The 22219-nt window shown below is 62.3% G+C and carries 14 protein-coding genes and 2 tRNA genes; 12 read left to right on the forward strand and 4 right to left on the reverse strand.

From position 1 onward, the window contains the following. Nucleotides 1-48: 48 nt before the first annotated feature. The 10 genes from DW821_RS10155 (at nucleotide 49) to DW821_RS01945 (ending at nucleotide 14060) form a co-directional block, all read left to right on the forward strand. Nucleotides 49-145, forward strand: a tRNA-Sec gene (locus DW821_RS10155). A gap of 263 nt (nucleotides 146-408) precedes the next feature. After that, nucleotides 409-1764 (forward strand): NADP-specific glutamate dehydrogenase, encoded by a 1356-nt coding sequence (gdhA, locus tag DW821_RS01905; RefSeq protein WP_117769975.1) that lies wholly within the window; start codon nucleotides 409-411, stop codon nucleotides 1762-1764. A gap of 120 nt (nucleotides 1765-1884) precedes the next feature. Then, on the forward strand, nucleotides 1885-2799 hold the full coding sequence (locus tag DW821_RS01910) for a xanthine dehydrogenase family protein subunit M (protein ID WP_117769974.1): 915 nt from the start codon (nucleotides 1885-1887) through the stop codon (nucleotides 2797-2799). Continuing rightward, nucleotides 2799-5630 (forward strand): molybdopterin cofactor-binding domain-containing protein, encoded by a 2832-nt coding sequence (locus DW821_RS01915; RefSeq protein ID WP_118065252.1) that lies wholly within the window; start codon nucleotides 2799-2801, stop codon nucleotides 5628-5630. The genes DW821_RS01910 and DW821_RS01915 overlap by 1 nt, the downstream gene beginning before the upstream one ends. A gap of 140 nt (nucleotides 5631-5770) precedes the next feature. Further along, nucleotides 5771-5854 (forward strand) — tRNA-Leu (locus DW821_RS01920). Between the two features lie 88 nt (nucleotides 5855-5942). Then, nucleotides 5943-7244 (forward strand): trigger factor, encoded by a 1302-nt coding sequence (gene tig, locus DW821_RS01925; RefSeq protein ID WP_233552975.1) that lies wholly within the window; start codon nucleotides 5943-5945, stop codon nucleotides 7242-7244. 163 nt (nucleotides 7245-7407) lie between these two features. Then, a complete protein-coding gene (locus tag DW821_RS01930; RefSeq protein WP_022095182.1) occupies nucleotides 7408-8028 on the forward strand; it encodes an ATP-dependent Clp protease proteolytic subunit in 621 nt (206 codons plus the stop codon). A 1-nt stretch (nucleotide 8029) separates the two neighbouring features. Next, on the forward strand, nucleotides 8030-9436 hold the full coding sequence (gene clpX / locus DW821_RS01935; protein WP_117637569.1) for an ATP-dependent Clp protease ATP-binding subunit ClpX: 1407 nt from the start codon (nucleotides 8030-8032) through the stop codon (nucleotides 9434-9436). Between the two features lie 337 nt (nucleotides 9437-9773). Beyond that, entirely contained in the window at nucleotides 9774-12470 is a 2697-nt protein-coding gene (locus DW821_RS01940; protein WP_118065256.1) for a valine--tRNA ligase, read from the forward strand. A 246-nt stretch (nucleotides 12471-12716) separates the two neighbouring features. After that, entirely contained in the window at nucleotides 12717-14060 is a 1344-nt protein-coding gene (locus tag DW821_RS01945) for a folylpolyglutamate synthase/dihydrofolate synthase family protein (RefSeq protein ID WP_118065258.1), read from the forward strand. Between the two features lie 349 nt (nucleotides 14061-14409). On the opposite strand, the gene DW821_RS01950 is transcribed toward DW821_RS01945, so the two are convergent. From DW821_RS01950 to DW821_RS01965, 4 genes are all read right to left on the reverse strand, one after another. Then, nucleotides 14410-15498 (reverse strand): Xaa-Pro peptidase family protein, encoded by a 1089-nt coding sequence (locus DW821_RS01950; RefSeq protein ID WP_118065260.1) that lies wholly within the window; start codon nucleotides 15496-15498, stop codon nucleotides 14410-14412. 228 nt (nucleotides 15499-15726) lie between these two features. Then, nucleotides 15727-16137 carry a DUF1667 domain-containing protein gene (locus DW821_RS01955; protein WP_118065262.1) on the reverse strand — a complete coding sequence of 137 codons (411 nt, stop codon included), beginning with the start codon at nucleotides 16135-16137 and terminating at the stop codon, nucleotides 15727-15729. A 4-nt stretch (nucleotides 16138-16141) separates the two neighbouring features. Further along, complete coding sequence (locus tag DW821_RS01960) at nucleotides 16142-17479, reverse strand: NAD(P)/FAD-dependent oxidoreductase (protein WP_370221171.1); 1338 nt, start codon at nucleotides 17477-17479, stop codon at nucleotides 16142-16144. 16 nt (nucleotides 17480-17495) lie between these two features. Further along, nucleotides 17496-18950 carry an NAD(P)/FAD-dependent oxidoreductase gene (locus DW821_RS01965; RefSeq protein WP_118065266.1) on the reverse strand — a complete coding sequence of 485 codons (1455 nt, stop codon included), beginning with the start codon at nucleotides 18948-18950 and terminating at the stop codon, nucleotides 17496-17498. A 626-nt stretch (nucleotides 18951-19576) separates the two neighbouring features. Between DW821_RS01965 and DW821_RS01970 the strand changes: the two genes are divergently transcribed. Together DW821_RS01970 and thrS are read left to right on the forward strand one after the other, a co-directional pair. Next, complete coding sequence (locus DW821_RS01970; protein WP_118065268.1) at nucleotides 19577-20008, forward strand: zinc ribbon domain-containing protein; 432 nt, start codon at nucleotides 19577-19579, stop codon at nucleotides 20006-20008. Between the two features lie 233 nt (nucleotides 20009-20241). After that, complete coding sequence (gene thrS, locus DW821_RS01975; protein ID WP_118065270.1) at nucleotides 20242-22005, forward strand: threonine--tRNA ligase; 1764 nt, start codon at nucleotides 20242-20244, stop codon at nucleotides 22003-22005. Nucleotides 22006-22219 lie beyond the last annotated feature (214 nt).

Raw genomic sequence — 22219 nt, forward strand, 5'->3', positions numbered from 1 at the left:
GCTGTTCGCCACGACGCCCTGCTAGTTTGGTAAAATACCGCCACGTTTGGGAGCGGATGGGCTCCGGTGGGCCCCGCGGTCCTCAAAACCGTTGTGAGGCGTGCAAAACGTCTTGGATGTGTTCGATTCACATACGTTCCCGCCAACGCATCTCGCCAAAACCACCACATTGGGGACAGGCACCTTTGTGGTGGTTTCGAAACGTGCGGGAAACAGCTTCGAAACACGCGATTTGCTCGTCAGGCGGTCAAAAAGCTATCTACCTGCATCGTAATCAAAATGAAACATCCGCTCGTTGCCTTATTCGTAACTTTGTAGCAACAGTGCGATATTATCCATACTCGATAAAGCTCACGGCGCATGGGGCGCCGCGAACGACACCTTTCTTTTCCATCAATTGGAGGAAGCATGAGCTACACGCAGAAAGTTCTCGACGAGCTCAAGGCCCGCTATCCCGAGCAGCCTGAGTTCATCCAGGCCGCGACCGAGATCCTCGGCACCATCCAGCCGGCGCTCGACGCCCACCCCGAGTACGAGGAGGCCGCCCTACTGGAGCGCCTTGTCGAGCCCGAGCGCATCGTCATGTTCCGTGTTCCCTGGGTCGACGACCAGGGCAAGGTCCAGGTCAACCGCGGTTACCGCGTCGAGTTCAACTCTGCCATTGGACCCTACAAGGGCGGCCTGCGCTTTAACCCGACGGTCACCCTGGGCATGCTCAAGTTCCTGGGCCTGGAGCAGATCCTCAAGAACAGCCTGACCACCCTTCCCATGGGCGGCGGCAAGGGCGGTTCCGACTTTGACCCCAAGGGCAAGTCCAACAACGAGATCATGCACTTCTGCCAGTCCTTCATGACCGAGCTCTATCGTCACATCGGCCCCAACACCGACGTTCCCGCCGGCGACCTGGGCGTTGGCGGCCGCGAGGTTGCCTACATGTTCGGTCAGTACAAGCGCCTGACCAACGAGTGGACCGGCGTCCTCACCGGCAAGGGCCTCTCCTTTGGCGGCTCGCTCGCCCGCACCGAGGCCACTGGCTACGGCCTGGTCTACTTTGTGGACGAGTACCTCAAGAGCCGCGGCGACTCCTTCGAGGGCAAGAACGTCGTCGTTCACGGCTCCGGTAACGTTGCCATCTACGCCGTCCAGAAGGTTTCCCAGCTCGGCGGCAAGGTGCTGGCCTGCTCCGATACCCACGGCTGGGTCGAGGATCCCGACGGCATCGACTACTCCGTGCTCGAGCACGTCTACAACCAGAAGCGCTCTGGCCACGACAAGGGCGTCACGCTCGCCATGTACGTTGACGAGAAGCCCGGTGCCGTGTGGCACGAGGGCGACGGCCGCGGCGTTTGGCAGCTGCCCTGCGACATCGCGCTGCCCTGCGCTCGCGAGAACACGCTGCTGCTCGAGGACGCCCAGGCGCTCGTCGCCAACGGCTGCAAGGTGGTCGGCGAGGGCGCAAACATGCCCACGACCATCGAGGCCACGAACTACTTCCAGGAGAACGGCGTCGCCTTTATGCCCGGCAAGGCTGCCAACGCCGGCGGCGTGCTCGTGTCCGGCCTGGAGATGAGCCAGAACGCCGAGCACCTGTCCTGGACCTTTGAGGAGGTCGACGGCAAGCTCGAGCAGCTCATGCGCGGCATGTTCCACAATGTGGACGACACCGCCAAGGAGTATGGCCAGGAGGGCAACTTTGTCATGGGCGCCAACATCGCCGGCTTCCTGAAGGTCGCCGACGCCATGCTCGCCCAGGGCGTCTGCTAAGCCCAGCTCGACATAGCACCTGATGAGGCTCCCAGCATTTGTGCTGGGAGCCTTTTTCTATGGTGGTGAGGGCCGTGCACCCTCGTTTGGTACACTTAGGGGTACTGGACAAGTAAAGAGATGGGGGAGAACGTGCTCAAGTTCGGTACCTACGTCCGTGTTGGAAACGCGGCCGAAGCCTATGAGCTCTTACAGAAGAACCGCAACAACAAGATTGTGGGCGGCGGCATCTGGATGCGCCTGGGTTCGCGTCGCGTGGCGACGGCGATTGACCTTTCGGCCTGCGGACTCGATCAGATCGAGGAGACCGAGACCGAGTTTCGCATCGGTGCCATGTGCACCCTACGCCAGCTCGAGCGCCATGCCGAGCTCAACGCGCTCGTCAACAATGTCTTTGAGTTTGCCGTCCACGATATCGTGGGCGTGCAGCTGCGCAATACCGCCACGGTGGGCGGCAGCATCTACGGCCGCTTTGGCTTCTCGGACGTGCTTTCGGCTTTTTTGGCACTCGATTCATACGTTAAGCTGACAGGTGCCGGCCGCGTGCCGCTCGCCGAGTTTGTGAACATGGGCTACGTGCGCGACGTGATCGAGCATGTTGTGGTCGTTAAACACGACTACCGCGCAAGCTACGAGGCCGTGCGCAAGGCCGCGACCGACTTCCCCTCGCTGAACGTCACCGCCGCCTGGTGGGACGGCTCCTGGCACGTCACCGTGGGTGCCCGCCCGCTGCGCGCGACCCTGCTGCGGGGCGAGGCATGCGGCCTGGTGAACGAGCAGCCTTCCGAGGACGAGCTGTGCGCCCTTGCCGCATCCGTGCGTACCCTGAGCTACGGCACCAACCTGTGGGGCTCGGCCGACTACCGCCGCCGCATCTCGGCCCCGCTGGCGATTCAGGCCGTGCGCCGCGCCGCCGGCATTGAGCTTTCGGCCGCGCTTGCCCGCGAGCTCGAGGGCGTGCAGATTCCCAAGCACGCCACGGACGAGTATTCCTGCCGCCGCGTGCCCGGCGTCGATTCTAGCGAGGTGCGCTAATGGCTGCCAAACTCATCGATCTTTCTTTTACGCTCAACGGTCGCAAGGTCAAGGTTCAGATTGCCCCCGACACCATGCTCTTTGCGCTGCTGCGCGAGCAGGGCTGCGCGTCGGTACGCTGCGCCTGCGAAACCACCAACTGCGGCCTGTGCACGGTGTGGCTCGACGGCGACCCGGTGCTGAGCTGCTCGGTTCCCGCCGCGCGCGTCGAGGGCCGCTCCGTCACCACGCTCGAGGGCCTCAAGGCCGAGTCCGAGGCGCTCGCCCGCGCGATGGCTGCCGAAGGCGCCGAGCAGTGCGGTTTTTGCGCCCCCGGCCTCATCATGAACGTGCTGGCGCTCGCCCGCGCCGCCAAGGAGGACCCGACGCTCGTCGCCACGCGCGAGGAGCTCTCGCGCCAGCTCGCCGGCAATCTTTGCCGCTGCAGCGGCTACGAGAGCCAGCTGCGCGCCATCGTGCGCTTTCTCAACGAGTCCGGCGTGCAGGTGGGCTTTGAGATGCCCGAGCTGCCGGTCAACGACACCAGCTGCGACGGCGTCTCCTACAAGCAGATCACCCACAAGCAGCCCAAGAAGGACTCGAAGGCCCTGCTCGAGGGCCGTCCGGTCTACACGGGCGACCTGGTGCCCGCCGGGGCCCTGATCGTCAAACTCAAGCGCAGCCCCTATGCCCGCGCCAAGATCCGCTCCATCGACACGTCGCGCGCCCTGAAGGTGCCCGGCGTGGTTGGCGTCTACACCTACGAGGACGTGCCCAAGCGCCGCTTTACCATCGCCGGCCAGAGCTATCCGCAGCCGAGTCCCTACGACCGCCTGATCCTCGAGAACCTCGTGCGCTACCAAAACGAGGAGGTGGCGATCGTCGCCGCCGAGACCGAGGAGGCCGCCGACAAGGCGCTCAAGCTCATCAAGGTCGACTACGAGGTGCTCGAGCCCCTGCTCGACTTTACCCAGGCACTCGATAACGACATCGTGGTCCACCCCGAGGGCGACGTGAGCTTTATGTTCCCGCAGGGCGGCGATGTTCCGCGCAACCTGGTGTGCAGCGGTACCAGCGATTATGGCGATCTGGACGAGGCCTTCGCCCAGAGCGACATCGTCTTTGAGCGCACTTACACCAGCCAGGCCACGCAGACCGCGCCCATGGAAACCTTCCGCGCCTTTGCGACGACCGACGCGTTCGGGCGTATCTCGGTGACCACCTCTACACAGGTGCCCTTCCACGTGCGCCGCATGGTCGCGCAGTCGCTCGACATTCCGCAGTCGCAGGTGCAGGTCATTAAGCCGCGCATCGGCGGCGGCTTTGGCTCCAAGCAGACGGGCTGCTGCGAGATCTTCGTTGCGTTCGTGACCCAGCAGACTGGCCGTCCGAGCTACTGCTGCTACACCCGCGAGGAGACTATCACCGCGGGTAACTCGCGCCACCAGATGCAGATGACCGTTAAGCTGGGCGCCATGAACGACGGCACCATCACGGCCATCGACTTGCACACGCTGTCCAACGCCGGCGCGTACGGCGAGCACGCCACCACGACGATCGGCCTTTCGGGCCACAAGAGCCTGCCGATTTACAACCATGTGAAGGCGAGCCGCTTTAGGTGGGACGCCGTCTACACCAACACCAACCGCGGCGGCGCGTATCGCGGCTACGGTGCCACCCAGGGCCAGTTTGCCGTGGAGAGCGCCGTCAACGAGCTCGCCGACATGCTGCACATGGACCCCGCCGACCTGCGCCTTAAGAACATGGTGCGCGAGGGCGAGATCATGCCGCAGTACTACAACGAGAAGCTCAACGCCTGCGCGCTCGACCGCTGCCTGCTGCGAGCGATGGACATGATCGGTTGGCGCGACAAGCCGCTGGCCGTCGACCTGGGCGACCGCGTGCGTGCTCTGGGCTGTGCGCTCACCATGCAGGGCTCGGGCATTTCCAACGTGGATATCGCCGGCATCGACATGCGCCTGGAAGAGGACGGCTTCATTACCATCGGCACCGGCGCCACCGATAACGGCATGGGCGTCGACACGATCCTGGCGCAGATTGCCGCCGAGGAGCTGGGCGTGGAGAGCTCGCTCATTGTGGTGCGCGGCGTGGACACCGATGTGTCGCCGTTCGACGCCGGCTCGTACGCGAGCTCCGGTACCTACGTGACGGGCCTTGCCGCCAAGAACGCCGCGACCGAGCTGCGCCAGAAGATTTGCGCCAAGGCCGCCCAGATGTGGGACGTTGACGCCGCCGACGTGGTCTTCGACGGCCAGTACGTGCGCCTGTCCGACGAGCGTGCTGCGCGCGAGCACGGTCGCTACCTTACGCTGCGAGACTTTGCCAACCTGTGCGTCAAGAACATCGCGGGCGGTGACGCGCTGACTTCGCACGCCTCTGCCTGCCTGCCCGTTTCGCCCCCGCCGTTTATGGCCGGCATTGCCGAGGTCGAGGTTGACAAGGCCACCGGCAAGGTGACCGTGGTGGATTACGCCGCTGCCGTCGATTGCGGCACCGTGATCAACGAGGCGCTCGCGCGCGTCCAGGCCGAGGGCGGCATTGCCCAGGGCATCGGTCACGCGCTCTACGAGATCGTCGAGCATGACGACCGCGGTCGCCTGCGCACCGGCAACTTTATGAGCTACAAGCTGCCTACGCGCCTGGATATCGGCAGCATTCGCGTGGCCTTTGAGCCGAGCTACGAGCCGACGGGCCCGTTTGGCGCCAAGTCGATCGGCGAGGTCGTCATCAACACGCCGCTCGCCGCCGTGGCCTCGGCCGTCGCACACGCCACGGGCCACCAGGTCCGCTCGCTGCCCATCACGCCGGAGAAAGCGCTGCTGGGGGAGTAGCGGGTCGGCGAACAAGTCGTAATTGGCGGGGCGGGGCAACTCGACCCGCCTTTTGCACTCGTGGTGAGGTCGTGAGCCTGTAAAACGTGTGCGTGCGCTTGTCGCTCGTATCTGCTATCATTCCTAATCTGTGCGCTCATGCGGGCGTGGCGGAATTGGTAGACGCGCCAGATTTAGGTTCTGGTGGGATTCCCGTGAAGGTTCGAGTCCTTTCGCCCGCACCAACGCATCTGCGTCGGCCCTGGCCGTCGCGACTCTTTGTTGCATAAAGGTACCAGCACCTCAGATAAGCTGGGCAGTATGAGGAGGAACGTGTTGAACATCACCGCTTCTGACGTCAAGGACGCCAAGCTCACCGCTACGGTCACCATCCCGGCCGCCGACGTCGACGCCGCGATCAAGAAGGCTTACAAGGACACCGCCAAGAAGTACCGCTTCCCGGGCTTCCGCGCCGGTAAGGCTCCCCGTCCGGTTATCGACTCTGCTCTTGGCGCCGAGGCTACCCTCGCTCAGGCCACCAACGACCTGATCGCCGCCAACGAGCCCGCCGTCCTCAACGAGCTGGACATCGTCCCCACCAAGAACGGTGACTACAAGGACCTCGACCTCGCTAAGGATCACGAGGACTACACCTACACCGTCGAGTTCTCCCTGCGTCCCGCCGCTGAGCTCTCCTCCTTCGACGCTGTCGAGATCGAGATGCCCCCTGCGGAGGTCACCGAGTCCGAGATCAACAACCAGGTCGAGATGCTCCTCAACTACCGTGCCACCTTCGAGGATGTCGAGGGCCGCGCTGTCGAGTCCGAGGACTACGTTACCGTCGACCTCAAGGCCGTCGAGAACGCCGACAACTTTGCCGCCGAGGGCCGTATGCTCATCGCCGGTAGCGACAGCAACCCCGCCGAGTTCAACGAGGCTCTGATCGGCGCCAACGTTGACGACGTCAAGTCCGTCACCTGGACCGACGAGGCCGAGGAGGGCGAGGAGGCCGAGACCCACACCGTCGAGGTCACCGTCAAGGGCATCAAGGTCCGCAACACCCCCGAGCTCACCGACGAGCTCGTCAAGTCCGACTTTGGCTTCGACAGCATCGACGCCATGCGCGACGCCATCAAGATTGAGATTCAGCAGGACAAGGCTTCCCGCCTGCCGGCCGAGAAGGAGAACCGTTGCGTCTCCGCTCTCGCCGAGCGTCTGCAGCTCGACGAGATGGACGCCGACTACGAGCAGTCCGTCTTTGAGGAGCTTGGCCAGAACTTCCTGTCCAACCTCGCTGCCCGCGGCATGACGCTCGACACCTGGCTGCCCGCTTCCGGTCTGACCATGGAGCAGTTCATCGGCGACCTGCATAAGCAGGCCAACGACGTTGCCCGTGAGTCCCTGGCTCTGGACGCCCTCGCGCGTGAGCTCAAGATTGAGGTCACCGAGGACGACATCAACGCCGAGTTCGAGAAGGCCGGCGTCAAGGACGTCGAGGCTTCCAAGGCCGAGTTCATCGCCGATGGCCGCATGCCTGCCGTCCGCGAGTCCATCCGTCGCTCCAAGGCCGTCGACCACCTGGTCGAGAACGCCAAGGTGACCGAGGTCGACGAGACCGCCAAGGACGCCGAGTAATTCTCGCCACCTTGCCCGCGAGCGCATGTATGTGCCCGTGATGGGGTAAAGTTAATAGCCGGTTATCCGGTTGCTTCGTACGGTGCCAGCCAATGCATAGCATGCGGGCACCGTACGTTTATCTAGAACCAATTTGGTCCGCAAGAGAGAAATGGAGATGCGTATGATCGCTAAGTTCGATTCCGCCCTCGTGCCATACGTTATCGAGCAGACGCCGCGCGGCGAGCGCAGCTACGATATCTATTCGCGCCTGCTCAACGACCGCATCATCTTCTTGGGCGAGGAGATCAACTCCGTCAGCGCCAACCTGGTCGTTGCCCAGCTGCTGCATCTTGAGAGCCAGGATGCCGAGAAGGATATCTCGCTCTACATCAATTCGCCCGGTGGCGAGGTTTACTCCGGCCTGGCGATTCTTGACACCATGAACTTCATCAAGCCGCAGGTCTCCACCATCTGCGTCGGTATGGCCGCGTCCATGGCCGCCGTGCTGCTTTCGGCCGGCGCTAAGGGCAAGCGCTTCTGCCTGCCGCACTCCAAAGTCATGATTCACCAGCCCAGCGGCGGTGCCCAGGGTCAGCAGACCGAGATTGAGATTGTGGCCGAGGAGATCAAGAAGACCCGCCGCGAGCTCAACCAGATCTTGTCCGATGCCTCGGGCCAGCCCATCGAGAAGGTCCAGGCCGATACCGAGCGCGACAACTACCTGACCGCCGCCGAGGCCCTCGACTACGGCCTGATTGACCGTATCGTCACCTCGCGAGATCTCGCCGCGAAGGATGCCTAGGATGGCAGGTAACATGCAGGACAACTTTGACGAGAACGGCAACCCCATCCGCTGCTCCTTTTGCGGAAAAGAGCAGGGCCAGGTCCGTCGCCTCGTAAAGGGCCCGACCAACATCTTTATCTGTGACGAGTGCGTCGCCGCCTGTTCCGAGATCCTTGAGGAGTCGCTGGCTTCGGACTTTATGGACGCTGCCCGCAACGGCAAGCTGCCGGGCTTCCTCAACGACCACGGCCAGGCTGCATCCCAGCCCGCCGTGGACCCCGAGGCCGAGGGCTTTGAGCTCGAGGACGACCGCCAGGTCATCACGCACGTGCCGACGCCGCACGAGATCTATGACGAGCTTTCGGCCTATGTCATGGGGCAGGAGGACGCCAAGCGCGCCATGTCGGTGGCCGTGTACAACCACTATCGCCGCGTGATCGAGGGCGGCGCCGCGGTGTCCGCTTTTGACGACAGCATGGGCTCGCAGTTCGACACCGATATGGACGAGGTGGAGCTCGCCAAGTCCAATATTTTGCTGCTCGGTCCCACCGGTACCGGTAAGACCCTGCTCGCCCAGACGCTCGCCCGCATTCTCGAGGTGCCGTTTGCCATCGCCGACGCCACCGCGCTTACCGAGGCCGGTTACGTGGGCGAGGATGTGGAGAACATCCTGCTCAAGCTCATCAACGCCGCTGATGGCGACATTGAGCGCGCTCAGGTGGGCATTATCTACGTGGACGAGATTGACAAGATTGCCCGCAAGGCCGAGAACCTCTCCATTACCCGCGATGTCTCGGGCGAGGGTGTGCAGCAGGCGCTGCTTAAGATTCTTGAGGGCACGGTGGCCAGCGTTCCGCCTACCGGTGGCCGCAAGCATCCCCAGCAGGAGCTGCTGCAGATCGACACGACTAACATCCTGTTTATCTGCGGCGGTGCCTTTGTGGGTCTGGACAAGATCATCGCCGACCGCGTGGGCAACAAGGGCGTGGGCTTTAACTCCGAGATCGCCGGCCCCACCTCGGTCGACGAGAACGACCTGCTGCGTCAGGTGCTCCCGCAGGACCTCAACGCCTTTGGCATGATCCCCGAGTTCGTGGGCCGTACGCCCGTTGTCACCCAGACGCAGGCGCTCGACGAGGACGACCTGGTGTCGATTCTGACCGAGCCCAAGAACGCCGTGGTGCGTCAGTACCGCAAGATGTTCCAGCTCGAGGACGTTGAGCTTGAGTTTGAGGACGCGGCGCTGCACGAGATCGCCCGCATGGCACTCGCCCGCAAGACCGGCGCCCGCGGCCTGCGCTCCATCTGCGAGGACGTGCTGCAGCAGACGATGTTCGACCTCCCCAGCGAGGAAGGCGTCGCCAAGGTCATCGTGACCGAAGCCTCCGTAAAGGGCGAAGAACAGCCCCAGCGCATCTATGGGTAAATAGCGCCCGTTTAGGTCCCGCGGCAACCACTGCGGGACCTGCCTTTTAGGGACAGGTTTATTTTGGTCGGTTTTATATGGGCAAACGTCATTCTGCCTGATAAAACCTGCCAAAATAAACCTGTCCCTTTTTGGTAGGTATGCCTGTGCTATTCTGTTAGATTGTTTAGCTAGTATCTTCAGACTGAAGTAATCGATACCTAAGGCGTGTCCGCCTGCTTGGTTTTCGTAGATTCCGCACGAGCCGAAGGCCACTTAATGTGGCCTTCGTGCGAGCCAGGACTTGACCGAGCGAAAACCAAGCAGGCGGACACGCCGGCGGGACAGGGAGAGATATATGGAAGAAATGCCCAAGAACTACGATCCGTCGACCAACGAGCCGGCGATCCTGCAGAAGTGGCTCGACGGCGGCTACTACAAGCGCCGTGAGGGCGTGGGCGACTGCACCGTCACCATTCCGCCTCCCAACGTGACCGGCAAGCTCCATATGGGTCACGCTTCTGACGACTCCATCCAGGACGCCATCATCCGTATGGCCCGCATGCGCGGCAAGTCCACGCGCTGGGTGCTGGGCACCGATCACGCCGGTATCGCCACGCAGACCAAGGTCGACAAGAAGCTCAAGAGCGAGGGCATCAGCCGCCTGGAGATCGGTCGCGATAAGTTTGTCGACGCCTGCTGGGACTGGACCCACGAGTACGGCGGCATCATCGTCGAGCAGATCAAGCGCATGGGCTGCTCCGTCGACTTTGATAACGAGCGCTTTACCATGGACGAGGACTACGCGCAGGCCGTGCGCAAGGTCTTTTGCGACTGGTACCACGACGGTCTGATCTACCGCGGCAAGCGCATCGTCAACTGGTGCCCCAACTGCACCACCGCCATTTCGGACGATGAGGCCGAGTATAAGGACGAGAAGGGTCACCTGTGGCACCTGCGCTACCCGCTGACCGAGCCGGTTAACGGCCAGGACTACATCGTCGTCGCCACCACGCGCCCCGAGACCATGCTCGGCGACACGGGCGTCGCCGTCTCCCCGAAGGATCCCGAGAAGGCCGCCTTCGTGGGTAAGACCGTCAAGCTCCCCATCGTCGACCGCGAGATTCCCATCTTTGAGGATTGGCACGTCGATGCCAACTTTGGCTCCGGCTTCGTCAAGGTCACCCCGGCCCACGACCCCAACGACTACGCCATGGGTCAGGCCCACGACCTGCCGCAGATCAATATCTTCGACGAGCACGCGGTGGTCGTCGAGGGTTACGGCGAGTTCACCGGCATGAACCGCGAGGAGTGCCGCGAGGCCGTCATCAAGTGGTTTGAGGAGCACGGCCTGCTCGATCACGTCGAGGACCTCGACCACTCCGTCATGCACTGCTACCGTTGCGACTCCGCGCTGGAGCCGTGGCTGTCCGAGCAGTGGTTTGTGGCCGTCGACAAGCTCAAGGGACCGGCGCTCGACGCCGTCAACTCCGGCAAGGTCACTTTCCACCCCGCGCGCTGGACGCAGACCTACACCACCTGGATGGAAAACCTCAAGGACTGGTGCATCTCGCGCCAGCTGTGGTGGGGCCATCGCATTCCCGTGTTCTACTGCGAGGACTGCGGCTGGGAGGACGCCCTCACCGAGGACACCGATGTGTGTCCCAAGTGCGGCGGCCATCACGTGCATCAGGACGAGAACGTGCTGGACACCTGGTTCAGCTCGCAGCTGTGGACCTTCGCCACGCAGGGCTGGCCGCAAAAGCCGGAGCTGCTCGAGGGCCATCACCCCACGACGGCGCTCGTCACCGCACGCGACATCATCGCGCTGTGGGTCGCCCGCATGGTCATGAGTTCGCTGTATTTCTTGGACGAGGTGCCGTTTAAGGACGTCGTCATATACCCGACGATCTTGGCCAAGGACGGCAGCCGCATGTCCAAGTCCAAGGGCAACGGCGTTGACCCCATGGACCTCATTGGCATGTACGGCGCCGACGCCATGCGCTTCAACTTGCTCACGCTGTGCACCAACAACCAGGACGTCAAGTTTGACGCGAACATCGACAAGAAGACCAAGAAGCTCATCGACAGCCCGCGTACCGACCAGGCCAAGAGCTTTGTGACCAAGATCTGGAACGCCAGCCGCTTCCTGCTCATGAACATGGAGGGCTACACGCCCGGCGAGCCTGTCGTGGAGACGCCGGCCGACGCTTGGATGTTCAGCCGCCTGGCCAAGGCCGTGAAGATGGTCACCGAGGGTATTGAGAACTACACCTTTGGCGACATGGCCCGCGGCGTGCAGCAGTTCTTCTGGAACGAGGTCTGCGACTGGTACGTCGAGGTCACCAAGGCCCGTCTGAAGGGCGAGGGCCGTCTACAGGCGCAGCGCAACCTGATCTTTGTGCTCGACACCTCCATTCGCCTGATGCACCCGCTTATGCCGTTTGTCACCGAGGAGATCTGGGACAACATGCCGGCGAGCGTGCTCGACCTGGACGCCGAGGGCAACGTGAACCGCGCCGAGGCGCTCATGATCGCCAAGTGGCCCGAGCCCGCCGACTACGCCAAGTACGTCGACGAGCCCGCCGAGCGCGCGTTTGAGCTGTGCCGTGCCGTCGTTTCCGCCGCCCGTGCCACCCGTTCGCGTTATCGCTTAAGCCCCAAGGCGGAGCTCGACGTGGTCGTGCGCGCCGGTGCCGAGGACATCGAGAAGCTCGAGAGCCTGCGCTCCACGATTGAGCCGCTGGCGAACACCGCTTCGCTGGTCATGGGCACCGATGTTGAGAAGCCGGCTGCGAGCATTGCCGTGGTCGATAGCGGTGTCGAGGTCTTTGTGGTGCTCGAGGGCAAGGTTGACCTTTCGGCCGAGAAGGCACGCCTGGAGAAGGAGATCGCCGCGGCCCAGAAGGAGCTTGCTGGCTGCGAGAAGACCCTTGCCAACGAGGGCTTTGTGGCCAAGGCCGCGCCTGCGGTGGTCCAGAAGAAGAGGGACCGTGCAGCTGAGCTCAAGGAGATCCTGGTGGCGCTGACTGCTCAGGTTGCTGACTTCTCGTAGGTGTTACTGGGGGACGCGTCCCGATGCTTTGCTCTCCGCTGCGGACACCTATTCCGCCGTTCTAACGAACGGCGGCTGACTCGACGCTGCAAACGCCTCTGATGGCCAATCTGCCGTTCAACTTCGGGCGCATGGGCATAAGCCCTATGCGCCCTTGTTTCACGGCACCTTGGCTCATCAGAGGCGTTTTCGCTGACTATCCTCAACCTATACTGTTTTATTTTTCTATGAATGGCGGTTCTAAAAATGCCTAAGCGTTCCGGCTTGTATACCGTTCCTTTTGAGTTTGATTTGCTTTCGTTTGATGAGGCTGTTGGGCTGGCTGCTGATACGGGGCGGATTTCTGGGGATGCTGGGCCTCTGCTTGAGACGGTTGTCGATATGCTCGATGAGTTGGGGCGTCCGGATGAGTATTTCGATTGCATCCAGGTTGCCGGTACCAATGGCAAGACTTCGACTACGCGTTTTTCGGCTGCCATTCTTCGTGGTGAGGGGCTCAAGACCGCGCTGTATACGTCGCCACAGCTGGTACGCTATCCCGAGCGCATGGAAGTCGATGGATGCGTCGTGAGCGATGAGGCATTCGCCCGTGGCGTTTCGGCCGCTGTTGAGGCGGGGCATCGAGTGAATGCCCGTCGTGTGGCGGCGGGGGAGCGCGCCTATACCATCACGCCGTTTGACCTTTTGACGGCTGCTGCACTTGTGGTGTTTGCCGAGGCTCGCGTGGATGTTGCCGTGCTTGAGGTTGGCATGGGCGGACGCTGGGATGCTACGAGTGCGACTGATCCCGTGGCCGTCGCCATTACGGGTATTGGGCTCGATCACACACGTATTTTGGGCGATACGCTCGAGGCCATTGCGGGGGAGAAGGCTGCGGTTATTAAGCCTGGGCGATTGGTTGTTTTGGGCGAGGGCACGCATGAGCCGAGCGTTCAGCGCGTGATGGATGCCCGTTGTCGCGAGTGCGGCGTTGTGCCGCTCGTGGTGAGCCATACGACGACCAAACTTCCGGCACACGTGGGCGATACGGTGGAGTTTAGCTGCACCACGCCGCGTGCGATTTATACGTCGAGCATGGTTAAGCCGGCCTATCAGCCGCAGAATGCTGCGTGCGCGATTATGCTGTGCGAGGGGTATTTGGGTCGCGAGCTCGACCATGAGGCGCTCGACGCTTCGCTTATGGGCTGCCCCACGCCGGGCCGATTTGACGTGCTGGGGACCGATCCGCTCAAGCTGATTGATGCCTGTCATAACCCCCAGAGCTGCGAGAACTTTGTGAGCGCACTGGACGAGATCGATTCGTGCGTGGAGAATCGCCCCACGCTGCTGTGCGCCGCGCTGGCCGATAAGGACGTGGCGGGTATCGTTGACGTTCTGGTTCCGGCGTTCCCCCGCGTGGTCGTAACCCAGACCGATTCCGATCGCGCCTTGCCCGCACAGGAGCTTGCCTCCCTGGTGGACGCCGACAAGCTCGCGGGCGTGTACCCCAGCGTATCCGAGGCCCTCGCGGCTTTCGATGCCGCGGGCGAGCCTTTCGTAGCAGCCGGTACCATCACCCTAGCCGGCGAAGTAGCGGGGCTGCTCCGTTAACCCATCCCCTCATCAGTTGCGGTGAAATACGGACTGTTTTACAAGCCAGAAGCCTCAAACGGTCCGTATATCACCGCAACTCAAAAGCAGTCAATTTGGGACGGGGCTTTTTTGGCTGCCCTGCGCCTCGAGTTGACTTGCTCGCCACGAAATGGGCCTATTTACTACGTTTGACCGGTAACCCTCGACCATACCGAGAATTGCGAAATCAAAACCGCAGGTAAAGGGCTTGCCAGTTTTGCGAAAACACGGGTATGGTCGACCCACGCGGGCTAAACGTAGTAGATAGGCCGTTTTTGTGGCGGCATTCATGTGATGCGGCAAAGGGACAGCCCCTTTGCCGCATTGCCTAGTCTAAGCGGACCGGATCGTGGGGGTAGGCGTTGAGAATCTCGACGCCGTTCTCGGTCACCAGGGCTAGGTCCTCGATGCGGACGCCGGTGTGACCGGGGAGGTATATACCCGGTTCGATAGAGAACGTCATGCCCGGCTCTACGACCTGCTCGTTGGCGAGCGAGACATCGCCCGGCTCGTGGTCTTGCAGACCGATTGAGTGACCCAGGCGGTGCGTAAAGTACTGCCCATAGCCCGCATCCTCAATCACGTCGCGTGCGGCGCGGTCCAAGTCGCACATACGAACGCCCGGCGTGATGAGCGCCTCGGCGGCCTCGTTGGCGCGGCGCACGATGTCGTAGACGTGCGCGGTCTCCTCGTCCGGCTGGCCCCAAAAGAACGTGCGTGTCATGTCCGAGCAGTAGTTGCGACGGCGTCCGCCAATGTCGAACAGCACCACGTCGCCATGCTTGAGCACGGTATCGTCGGGTTCGTGATGCGGGTCGCCGGCGTTGGCGCCAAAGCTCACGATGGGCGGAAAGCTAAAGCCCTCGCAGCCGTGCTTGCGGTACAGGCCGAGCATCTGGTCGGCAATTTCGCGCTCCGTCACGCCCTCGTGGACGAGTTTGATGGCATCGGCCATCACGGCGTCGTTGGCGGCCGAGGACACGCGCATAAGCTCCTGCTCGGTGGCATCCTTGTAGGTGCGCGCGGCGGTGACGGCAAAGTCACCCAGGAAAAACTCGCTTGCGGCGTGGCGCTCCATGAGCGGCATCAAATAGCCGGAACGCATGACGGTGTCGATGCCAAGCGGCTTGGCTGGGTCGATCTCACTCGCGATGGCGTCGGTCACGATATCGGTATCGGTGTGGTAGGCGACGCGGGCATTGTCGTACTCGGGCAGCTGATGTAGGGCGTTGACCATGATCACGGGCTCGCAATCGCGCGCGAGCAGCACGCCGCAAAAACGCTCGAACATATCGGCATAAAAGCCGGTCAGGTAATAGATCGACCACGGGTCGTTTACGAGCAGCTGTGCGCCGGGGTGCTGAGCCTCGAGCGCATCGAGCACGCGTGCCACACGCTGGTCATCGACATGTGCCATGAAACATCCTTTCGCTAGGCTGCCACCATGGTATCCCAAGCCCGGCACATAGGGACGTTCCTTTTATGCCGGCACCTCGGGACATTCCTTTGCATCCCATGCGCACCCTCATAAGTTGCGGTGAAATACGGACTGTTTAGCGGCCTGAAGCCATAAAACAGTCCGTATTTCACCGCAACTGCGGAGGAGGACCGGGCGGATGGTGGAGTAGCTAAAAGAGCTCCGTCCCTAATTAGCTACTTGGGCTCGGTCGATGTTCATGCTGGCGACTAGGTCAATGTTGGTGCCGAGAAGATCTTCCAGCACGACGTCGCCCATGCGGATGGGGGCCTCGACGACCACGCCGCGGATGAGGTCCATGGCTTGGGCGTGGAGTGCCAGCGGGATGGCTTCGGCCGTGCGCACGGGCAGCAGCGCCTCGTCGCCGCCGGATACGGCCACGGTCGTGGTAAGCACGCGCATGGGGCAGGTGAGCTCCTGATGTGCAAACTTATCGCCACGCGGGCAGCTGTTGCCGGTTACGGAGCGCACCTCTACCACGGCGCCGTCTGCGCTGCGCTCGACCTCCACGGTCAGGAGACACTCGGAGGGGCAGGTGGTGCAGTTGAACTGCAATGTCTCGGTCACATTCGTGCTCATGACTCTACGCCTCCTCAACGGGATCGACGGAAAGGACAATCTCGCTGGCACCCAGGTCGAGCGCTTGTTTGATGACCTTTGCCGGCAGTGGGAAGCTTTCCATAACGCTCGGCTTAAACGCGCGGACCTTGCCGGCGAACAGTTTCTCGCCGTCGGCCAAGATCCTCACGCAGGCGGCATCGACTGGCCGGCGCACGCGGAAGTTCAGCTTGGTGAGCGCCGCAGCCGTAATGCGTCCCGGCAGTGCGTATCCCGCAATGCCAGCAGGGGAGACGGTGAGCTCGCAGTCCGGAACGGCGCCCGCGCCGGTTCCCAGCGCGTACGCCGCCGCAGCTGCGCCAGCTCTCTCGGACTCACACGTTACGTTGTCGGCCAGGTCGTGCACGTGCAGCACGTTGCCGCAGGCAAAGATGCCCGGCACGCCCGTCTGCAAGCTCTGGTCCACCACGGCGCCGCGCGTACGTGGGTCCAGCTCCACGCCTGCGGCAACCGAAAGCTCGTTCTCGGGAATCAGCCCCACCGAAAGCAGCAGTGTGTCGCACGGAACGATGCGCTCGGTCCCGGGAATGGGTGCAAGATGCTCGTCGACTTGGCTCACCTCGACAGCCTCCACGCGATCGTGTCCAATCACGCGCGTGACCGTGGTCGACAGATGCAGCGGAATGCCAAAGTCGTCCAGGCAGTTCTTGACGTTACGGCGCAGGCCGTTGGCGTACGGCATGAGCTCGTACACGCCCTCGACCGAAATCCCCTCGAGCGTGCAACGGCGCGCCATGATCAGCCCGATGTCACCCGAGCCCAAAATGACGGCGCGCGAGCCGGGTTTAAGGTTTTCGATATTGATGTATCGCTGCGCCAGGCCCGCCGTAAACACACCGGCGGGACGACTGCCGGGGATCTTGATCTCGCTGCGGGTGCGCTCACGGCAACCCATGGCAAGGACGACCGCGCGCCCGGTGAGCTGCAACATGCCGGCAGGGTTCATGAGCGTGACGGTATGGACCTCGGTGTCTTCTGCAGGCTCGCCTGAATCAATCCCAAGCACCATGCTGCCCAAGAACAGCGCAATGTCGGTTGCGTGCACCTGGTCGATAAAGCGCTGCGCGTACTCGGGACCGGTGAGCTCCTGTTTAAAGTGCGACAGGCCAAAGCCGGGGTGGATGCACTGGCGGAGGATTCCGCCCAGGTGCTGTTCGCGCTCCACGATGGCCACGCGTGCTCCGGCCTTATGCGCGGCCAGCGCTGCAGCCATGCCGGCGGGGCCTCCTCCGATGACGACCACGTCGAAGGCCTGCGTTGCTACCGACGCTATGGTTCCGGCCTCTGCGCGTTTGTTGCGCATATCAAACGTCGCCATTCTAGCGCACCCCCTTCAGTGGTCCCTCGACCAGCCATGATCCAGCATCTTCCAACAGCACTTCGCTGGGGTCGCAGGCCAACTCGCGCGCCAGGATCGCCACCACGCGGCTTTGGCAAAAGCCACTTTGACACCGACCCATGCCGGCGCGGCAGCGGCGCTTGACGCCCTCGACCGAAACCGCGCCCGGACGGCGTCGAATCGAGGCTACAATCTCGGCCTCGGGCACCGTCTCGCAGCGGCAGACGATCTGCCCCCACGCGGGATCGGACTCAATGAGTTCTTCCTTGCGCGCAAGCGGCGCGAGGTCAAAGTTGTCCTGCGCGCGGCGAATCGGGTCCCAATCGGCACGTTCGCGCAGGGCTACGCCGGAATTGCGCAGTACCTGCTCCATGCGCTCGGCAATGGCCGGTGCGCTCGCCACGCCCGGCGACTGGATGCCCGCCGCCTGGAATAGCCCCGGCACCACGGCCGACTGCCCAATAAAAAAGTCGTTTGTACCCTGAATGACCGGGCGCCCGCCGGCGAACGCGCGCACCACGCGGCGCGTGTCCAGATCGGGCACCAGCTTGCGCGCACCGGTCAGGAGCGCGTTGATATCGGTCGCGTAGGTCTGTGTATCGCCCGGCTCGCGCACGGCGGCGGTCGCGGTAATCACGGTGTTGCCGTGTACGGTACCCGTGACGATAACGCCCTTGGACACCGGCGTGGGAACGGGGTAGAGTGGCATCAGCGCGCGCGGTTCTTTGTCCAGCACCACGATGTTGCCCTGGCGCCAGACCATCTGGAACTCCTCGGCGCCCGCCATATGCGAGATGTCCGCGGCGCCGTTGCCCGCGGCGTTGATCATGTAGCGGCAGCGCACGTCTCCGGCGGGCGTCGCCAACGTAAAGCGCACGTCGTCGCCCGAGCCCGCGATTTCAATCGCCTCCACCGGTGCGGAGCGCATAAACGTCACCCCGTTGGCCACGGCGTTCTCCAGCGCGGCGATGGCAACCTCAAACGGGTCGACAAACCCAGTCGATGGGCACCACAACGCGCACGTTGCATCGGCACTGGCGCGCGGCTCCAGCTCGTGGATGCGCTCGGGTCCGATGATCGACAGCTCGGGCACGCCGTTGGCATGGCCGTTGCACCGTAGCTGCTCCAGGCGCGCGCGGTCCTCGTCGTTAAAACCCAGCACCATCGACCCGGTGCGGCAGAACAGAAAGCCCAGCTCCTGCGCCCACGCACCGTACAACTCGCAGCCACGGGCGTTGACCTGCGCCTTAACCGTGCCCGGTGTCGGATCGTAGCCGGCGTGCACCAGGCCGCCGTTGGCTTTCGATGCTCCCAGCGCGATATCGTTGGCTGCCTCGACCACGCATATGGACAGGTCAAACCGCGCGAGCTGCCGCGCGATGGCGCATCCGGTGATGCCCGCGCCGACAATCGCGATATCAAACGTTTCGCTCACAGTGCCTCCCAGACGAGTTGACAGGCTGTCAATAAGACTATCCTACGGTCTATACATCCACAGCGCGGCGGCAATGCGGCGAACAGCCCCGCAACACCCGCCAACGGCAGACGAGGACCGCCCAGCACGGATGCCGGCCACGTTAGACCACGAGATCTTCCCACCCAACCTCGCGGTCGTCGCCGTTACATGTTACAGATTGAGATGTTGAGACCACAGGCGCACGTTCGTCTCGATCTGTAACAGTAGGAGGGGAATTGCGGTCCTACGTGTTACAGATCAAGACGTTAGCCCGTCGGGTTATTCGTATGTCTCGTTCTGTAACAGTTAGCTGATGATTTGGGTTCTAGATGTTACAGATCGAGACAAACTTTCAGGCGGATTTTGAATGTCTCGATCTGTAACAGTAAGAGGGGCTTTGGGGCCCAAGATGTTACAGATCGAGATTGAAGTCGGGGAGGGACCCCTGTGTCTAAATCTGTAACATCTAGACCCAGATTCCGCTCCTAACTGTTACAGATTGAGATGTTTGTGTCCGCGCCAGCCCCGCCCCTAGCCGTGGTCCCATATAAACAAACCCCGTGGTAAACTTGACTGGACTGTAAATAATCCGAAAGGTACCCGTAATGTCCAAGTACATCTCCGAGCTCATGTCGCCGCAGCTTATGGGCGTCGTCTATGCCTTCGTTGGCTTTATCATCGCCCTGTATGTGCTGTCGGTCGTCTATGTGTTCATCGACGCTCGCCGCCGCGGCGCCAGCGCCTACGTGGCATGGGGCATCATTGCCCTCATCCCGTTTGTAGGCCTCATCGCCTACCTGATCCTGCGCCCGCACTCCTACGCGTCCGACCGCGAGGAGCAGGAGCTGGATATGGCCCTGCGCGAGCGCCAGCTTGCCCAGTACGGCACCTGCCCGCAGTGCGGCGCCCCCATCGAGAAGGACTTTGTCGTCTGCCCGGTGTGCGACACTCAGGTTCGCAACGTCTGCCCCAGCTGCCATCGTCCGCTCGATGCGCACTGGAAGGTCTGCCCCTACTGCCGAACTCGCATCCAGTAACGCATCCATCGCCGGGCCGGCCGCAAGCCACGGGCACCGCGCGTCCCGCGCAAGCCACGCGCGCCCCACGCCCCGCCCCACACGATGAAGCATGCGTAGAAAATCGCCCGCCGTGCCATTAAGGTGCGGCGGGCGCTTGTATACCAAGGCAACCTGCCTATAATGATGCAAGTCAAAACGCCGAGCGCATCGCACGCACTTGCATCAGGCATCCGAGAGGAGAAAACATACCCATGAAGGCACTCTACAATGACGGTTCGGTGGCCGAGCTTCCGCAGGACGAGGTCACGCACGTCATCCGCCACTCCGCCGCGCACATCATGGCGCAGGCCATCAAGCGCCTGTACCCCGAGGCCGACTTTGCCTACGGTCCCGCGACCGACAACGGCTTCTACTACGACGTCGACCTGCCCGAGGGCGTCAAGATCAGCGAGGACGACTTCCCCGCGATCGAGGCCGAGATGAAGAAAATCGTCAAGGAGAACCTCAAGTTCTCCGTGTACGAGAAGCCCCGCGCCGAGGCCATCGCCCTTATGGAAGAGCGCGGCGAGAAGTACAAGGTCGAACACATCGGTGATCTGGACGACGACGCCCGCATCACCTTCTACCAGCAGGGCGACTACATCGACATGTGCGTCGGCCCCCACATCTGCTACACCAAGGCGCTCAAGGCCTTTAAGCTCACCGGCGTCTCGGGCGCTTACTGGAAGGGCGACAAGGACAACAAGATGCTCACCCGCATCAACGGCGTCGCCTTTGCCACCAAGGAAGAGCTCGACGAGCACATGCACATGCTGGAGGAGGCCAAGAAGCGCGACCACCGCAAGATCGGCCGCGAGATGGACCTCTTTATGATGCGCGACGAGGCCCCCGGCTTCCCGTTCTTCCTGCCCAACGGCATGATCCTTAAAAACACGCTGCTGGACTACTGGCGCGAGATCCACCACAAGGCCGGCTACGTGGAGATCTCCACGCCGCTCATCATGAACAAGCAGCTGTGGAAGACCTCGGGCCACTGGGACCACTACAAGGACAACATGTACTCCACCGTCATTGACGACGAAGAGTACTGCATTAAGCCCATGAACTGCCCGGGCGGGGTGCTGGTGTACGCCTCCAAGCCGCACTCCTATCGCGAGCTGCCCATTCGCGCCGGCGAGATTGGCCTGGTGCACCGCCACGAGCTGCGCGGCGCCCTGCACGGCCTGTTCCGCGTGCGCTGCTTTAACCAGGACGACGCCCACCTGTTTGTGCGTCCCGACCAGCTGACCGACGAGATCGTGGGCGTGGTCAACCTCATCGACTCCGTGTACCAGAAGTTTGGCTTTAAATACCACGTTGAGCTTTCCACCCGCCCCGACGACTCTATGGGTTCGGACGAGGATTGGGCTCGCGCCGAGGAGGGCCTGCGCACCGCTCTGGAGAAGCTGGGCATGGACTACGAGGTCAACGAGGGCGACGGCGCCTTCTACGGCCCCAAGATCGACTTCCACCTGGAGGACTCGCTCGGCCGTACCTGGCAGTGCGGTACCGTGCAGCTCGACTTCCAGATGCCGCTCAACTTTGACCTGGAGTACGTGGACGCCGACGGCACCAAGAAGCGCCCCATCATGCTGCACCGCGTGTGCTTTGGCTCCATCGAGCGCTTTATTGGTATTCTGATTGAGCACTTTGCGGGCAAGTTCCCCACCTGGCTGGCTCCCGTGCAGGTCAAGGCACTTCCCGTCTCCGAGAAGAGCCGCGACTACGCGCACGAGGTGTGCGCCAAGCTGGAGGAGGCCGGCATTCGCGTGGTCTGCGACGACCGCGATGAGAAGATTGGCTACAAGATCCGCGAGGCTCGCAGCATTGACCGCGTACCCTACATGCTTATCCTGGGCGAGAAGGAGGTCGAGGCCGGCAACATCTCCGTCCGCGATCGCTCCAACGAGACCGTTCAGATGAGCGTTGATGAGTTTGTTGCGAAGGTGACCGAGGAGATCAAGACCCGCGCCTAAGGCAAACTTCACAACAATTAACAAAGGCGACCGTCCACAGAGGGCGGTCGCCTTTTTCTTAACAAAATAAGAAAAGCCGCTGGTTGAGCGGCTTTTTTTGTTGCACAAAAAGGTACAGGTTTTTGTAGAGGGGTATGGAGATGTACCTACTAGCAGTACATTTTGCGTAATCTGGGCAAACGCTGATTAATTGCTCGTATAATGTCGTCTGTCG

It is taken from the genome of Collinsella sp. AM33-4BH (assembly GCF_003469205.1).
Classification (GTDB): Bacteria; Actinomycetota; Coriobacteriia; order Coriobacteriales; family Coriobacteriaceae; genus Collinsella.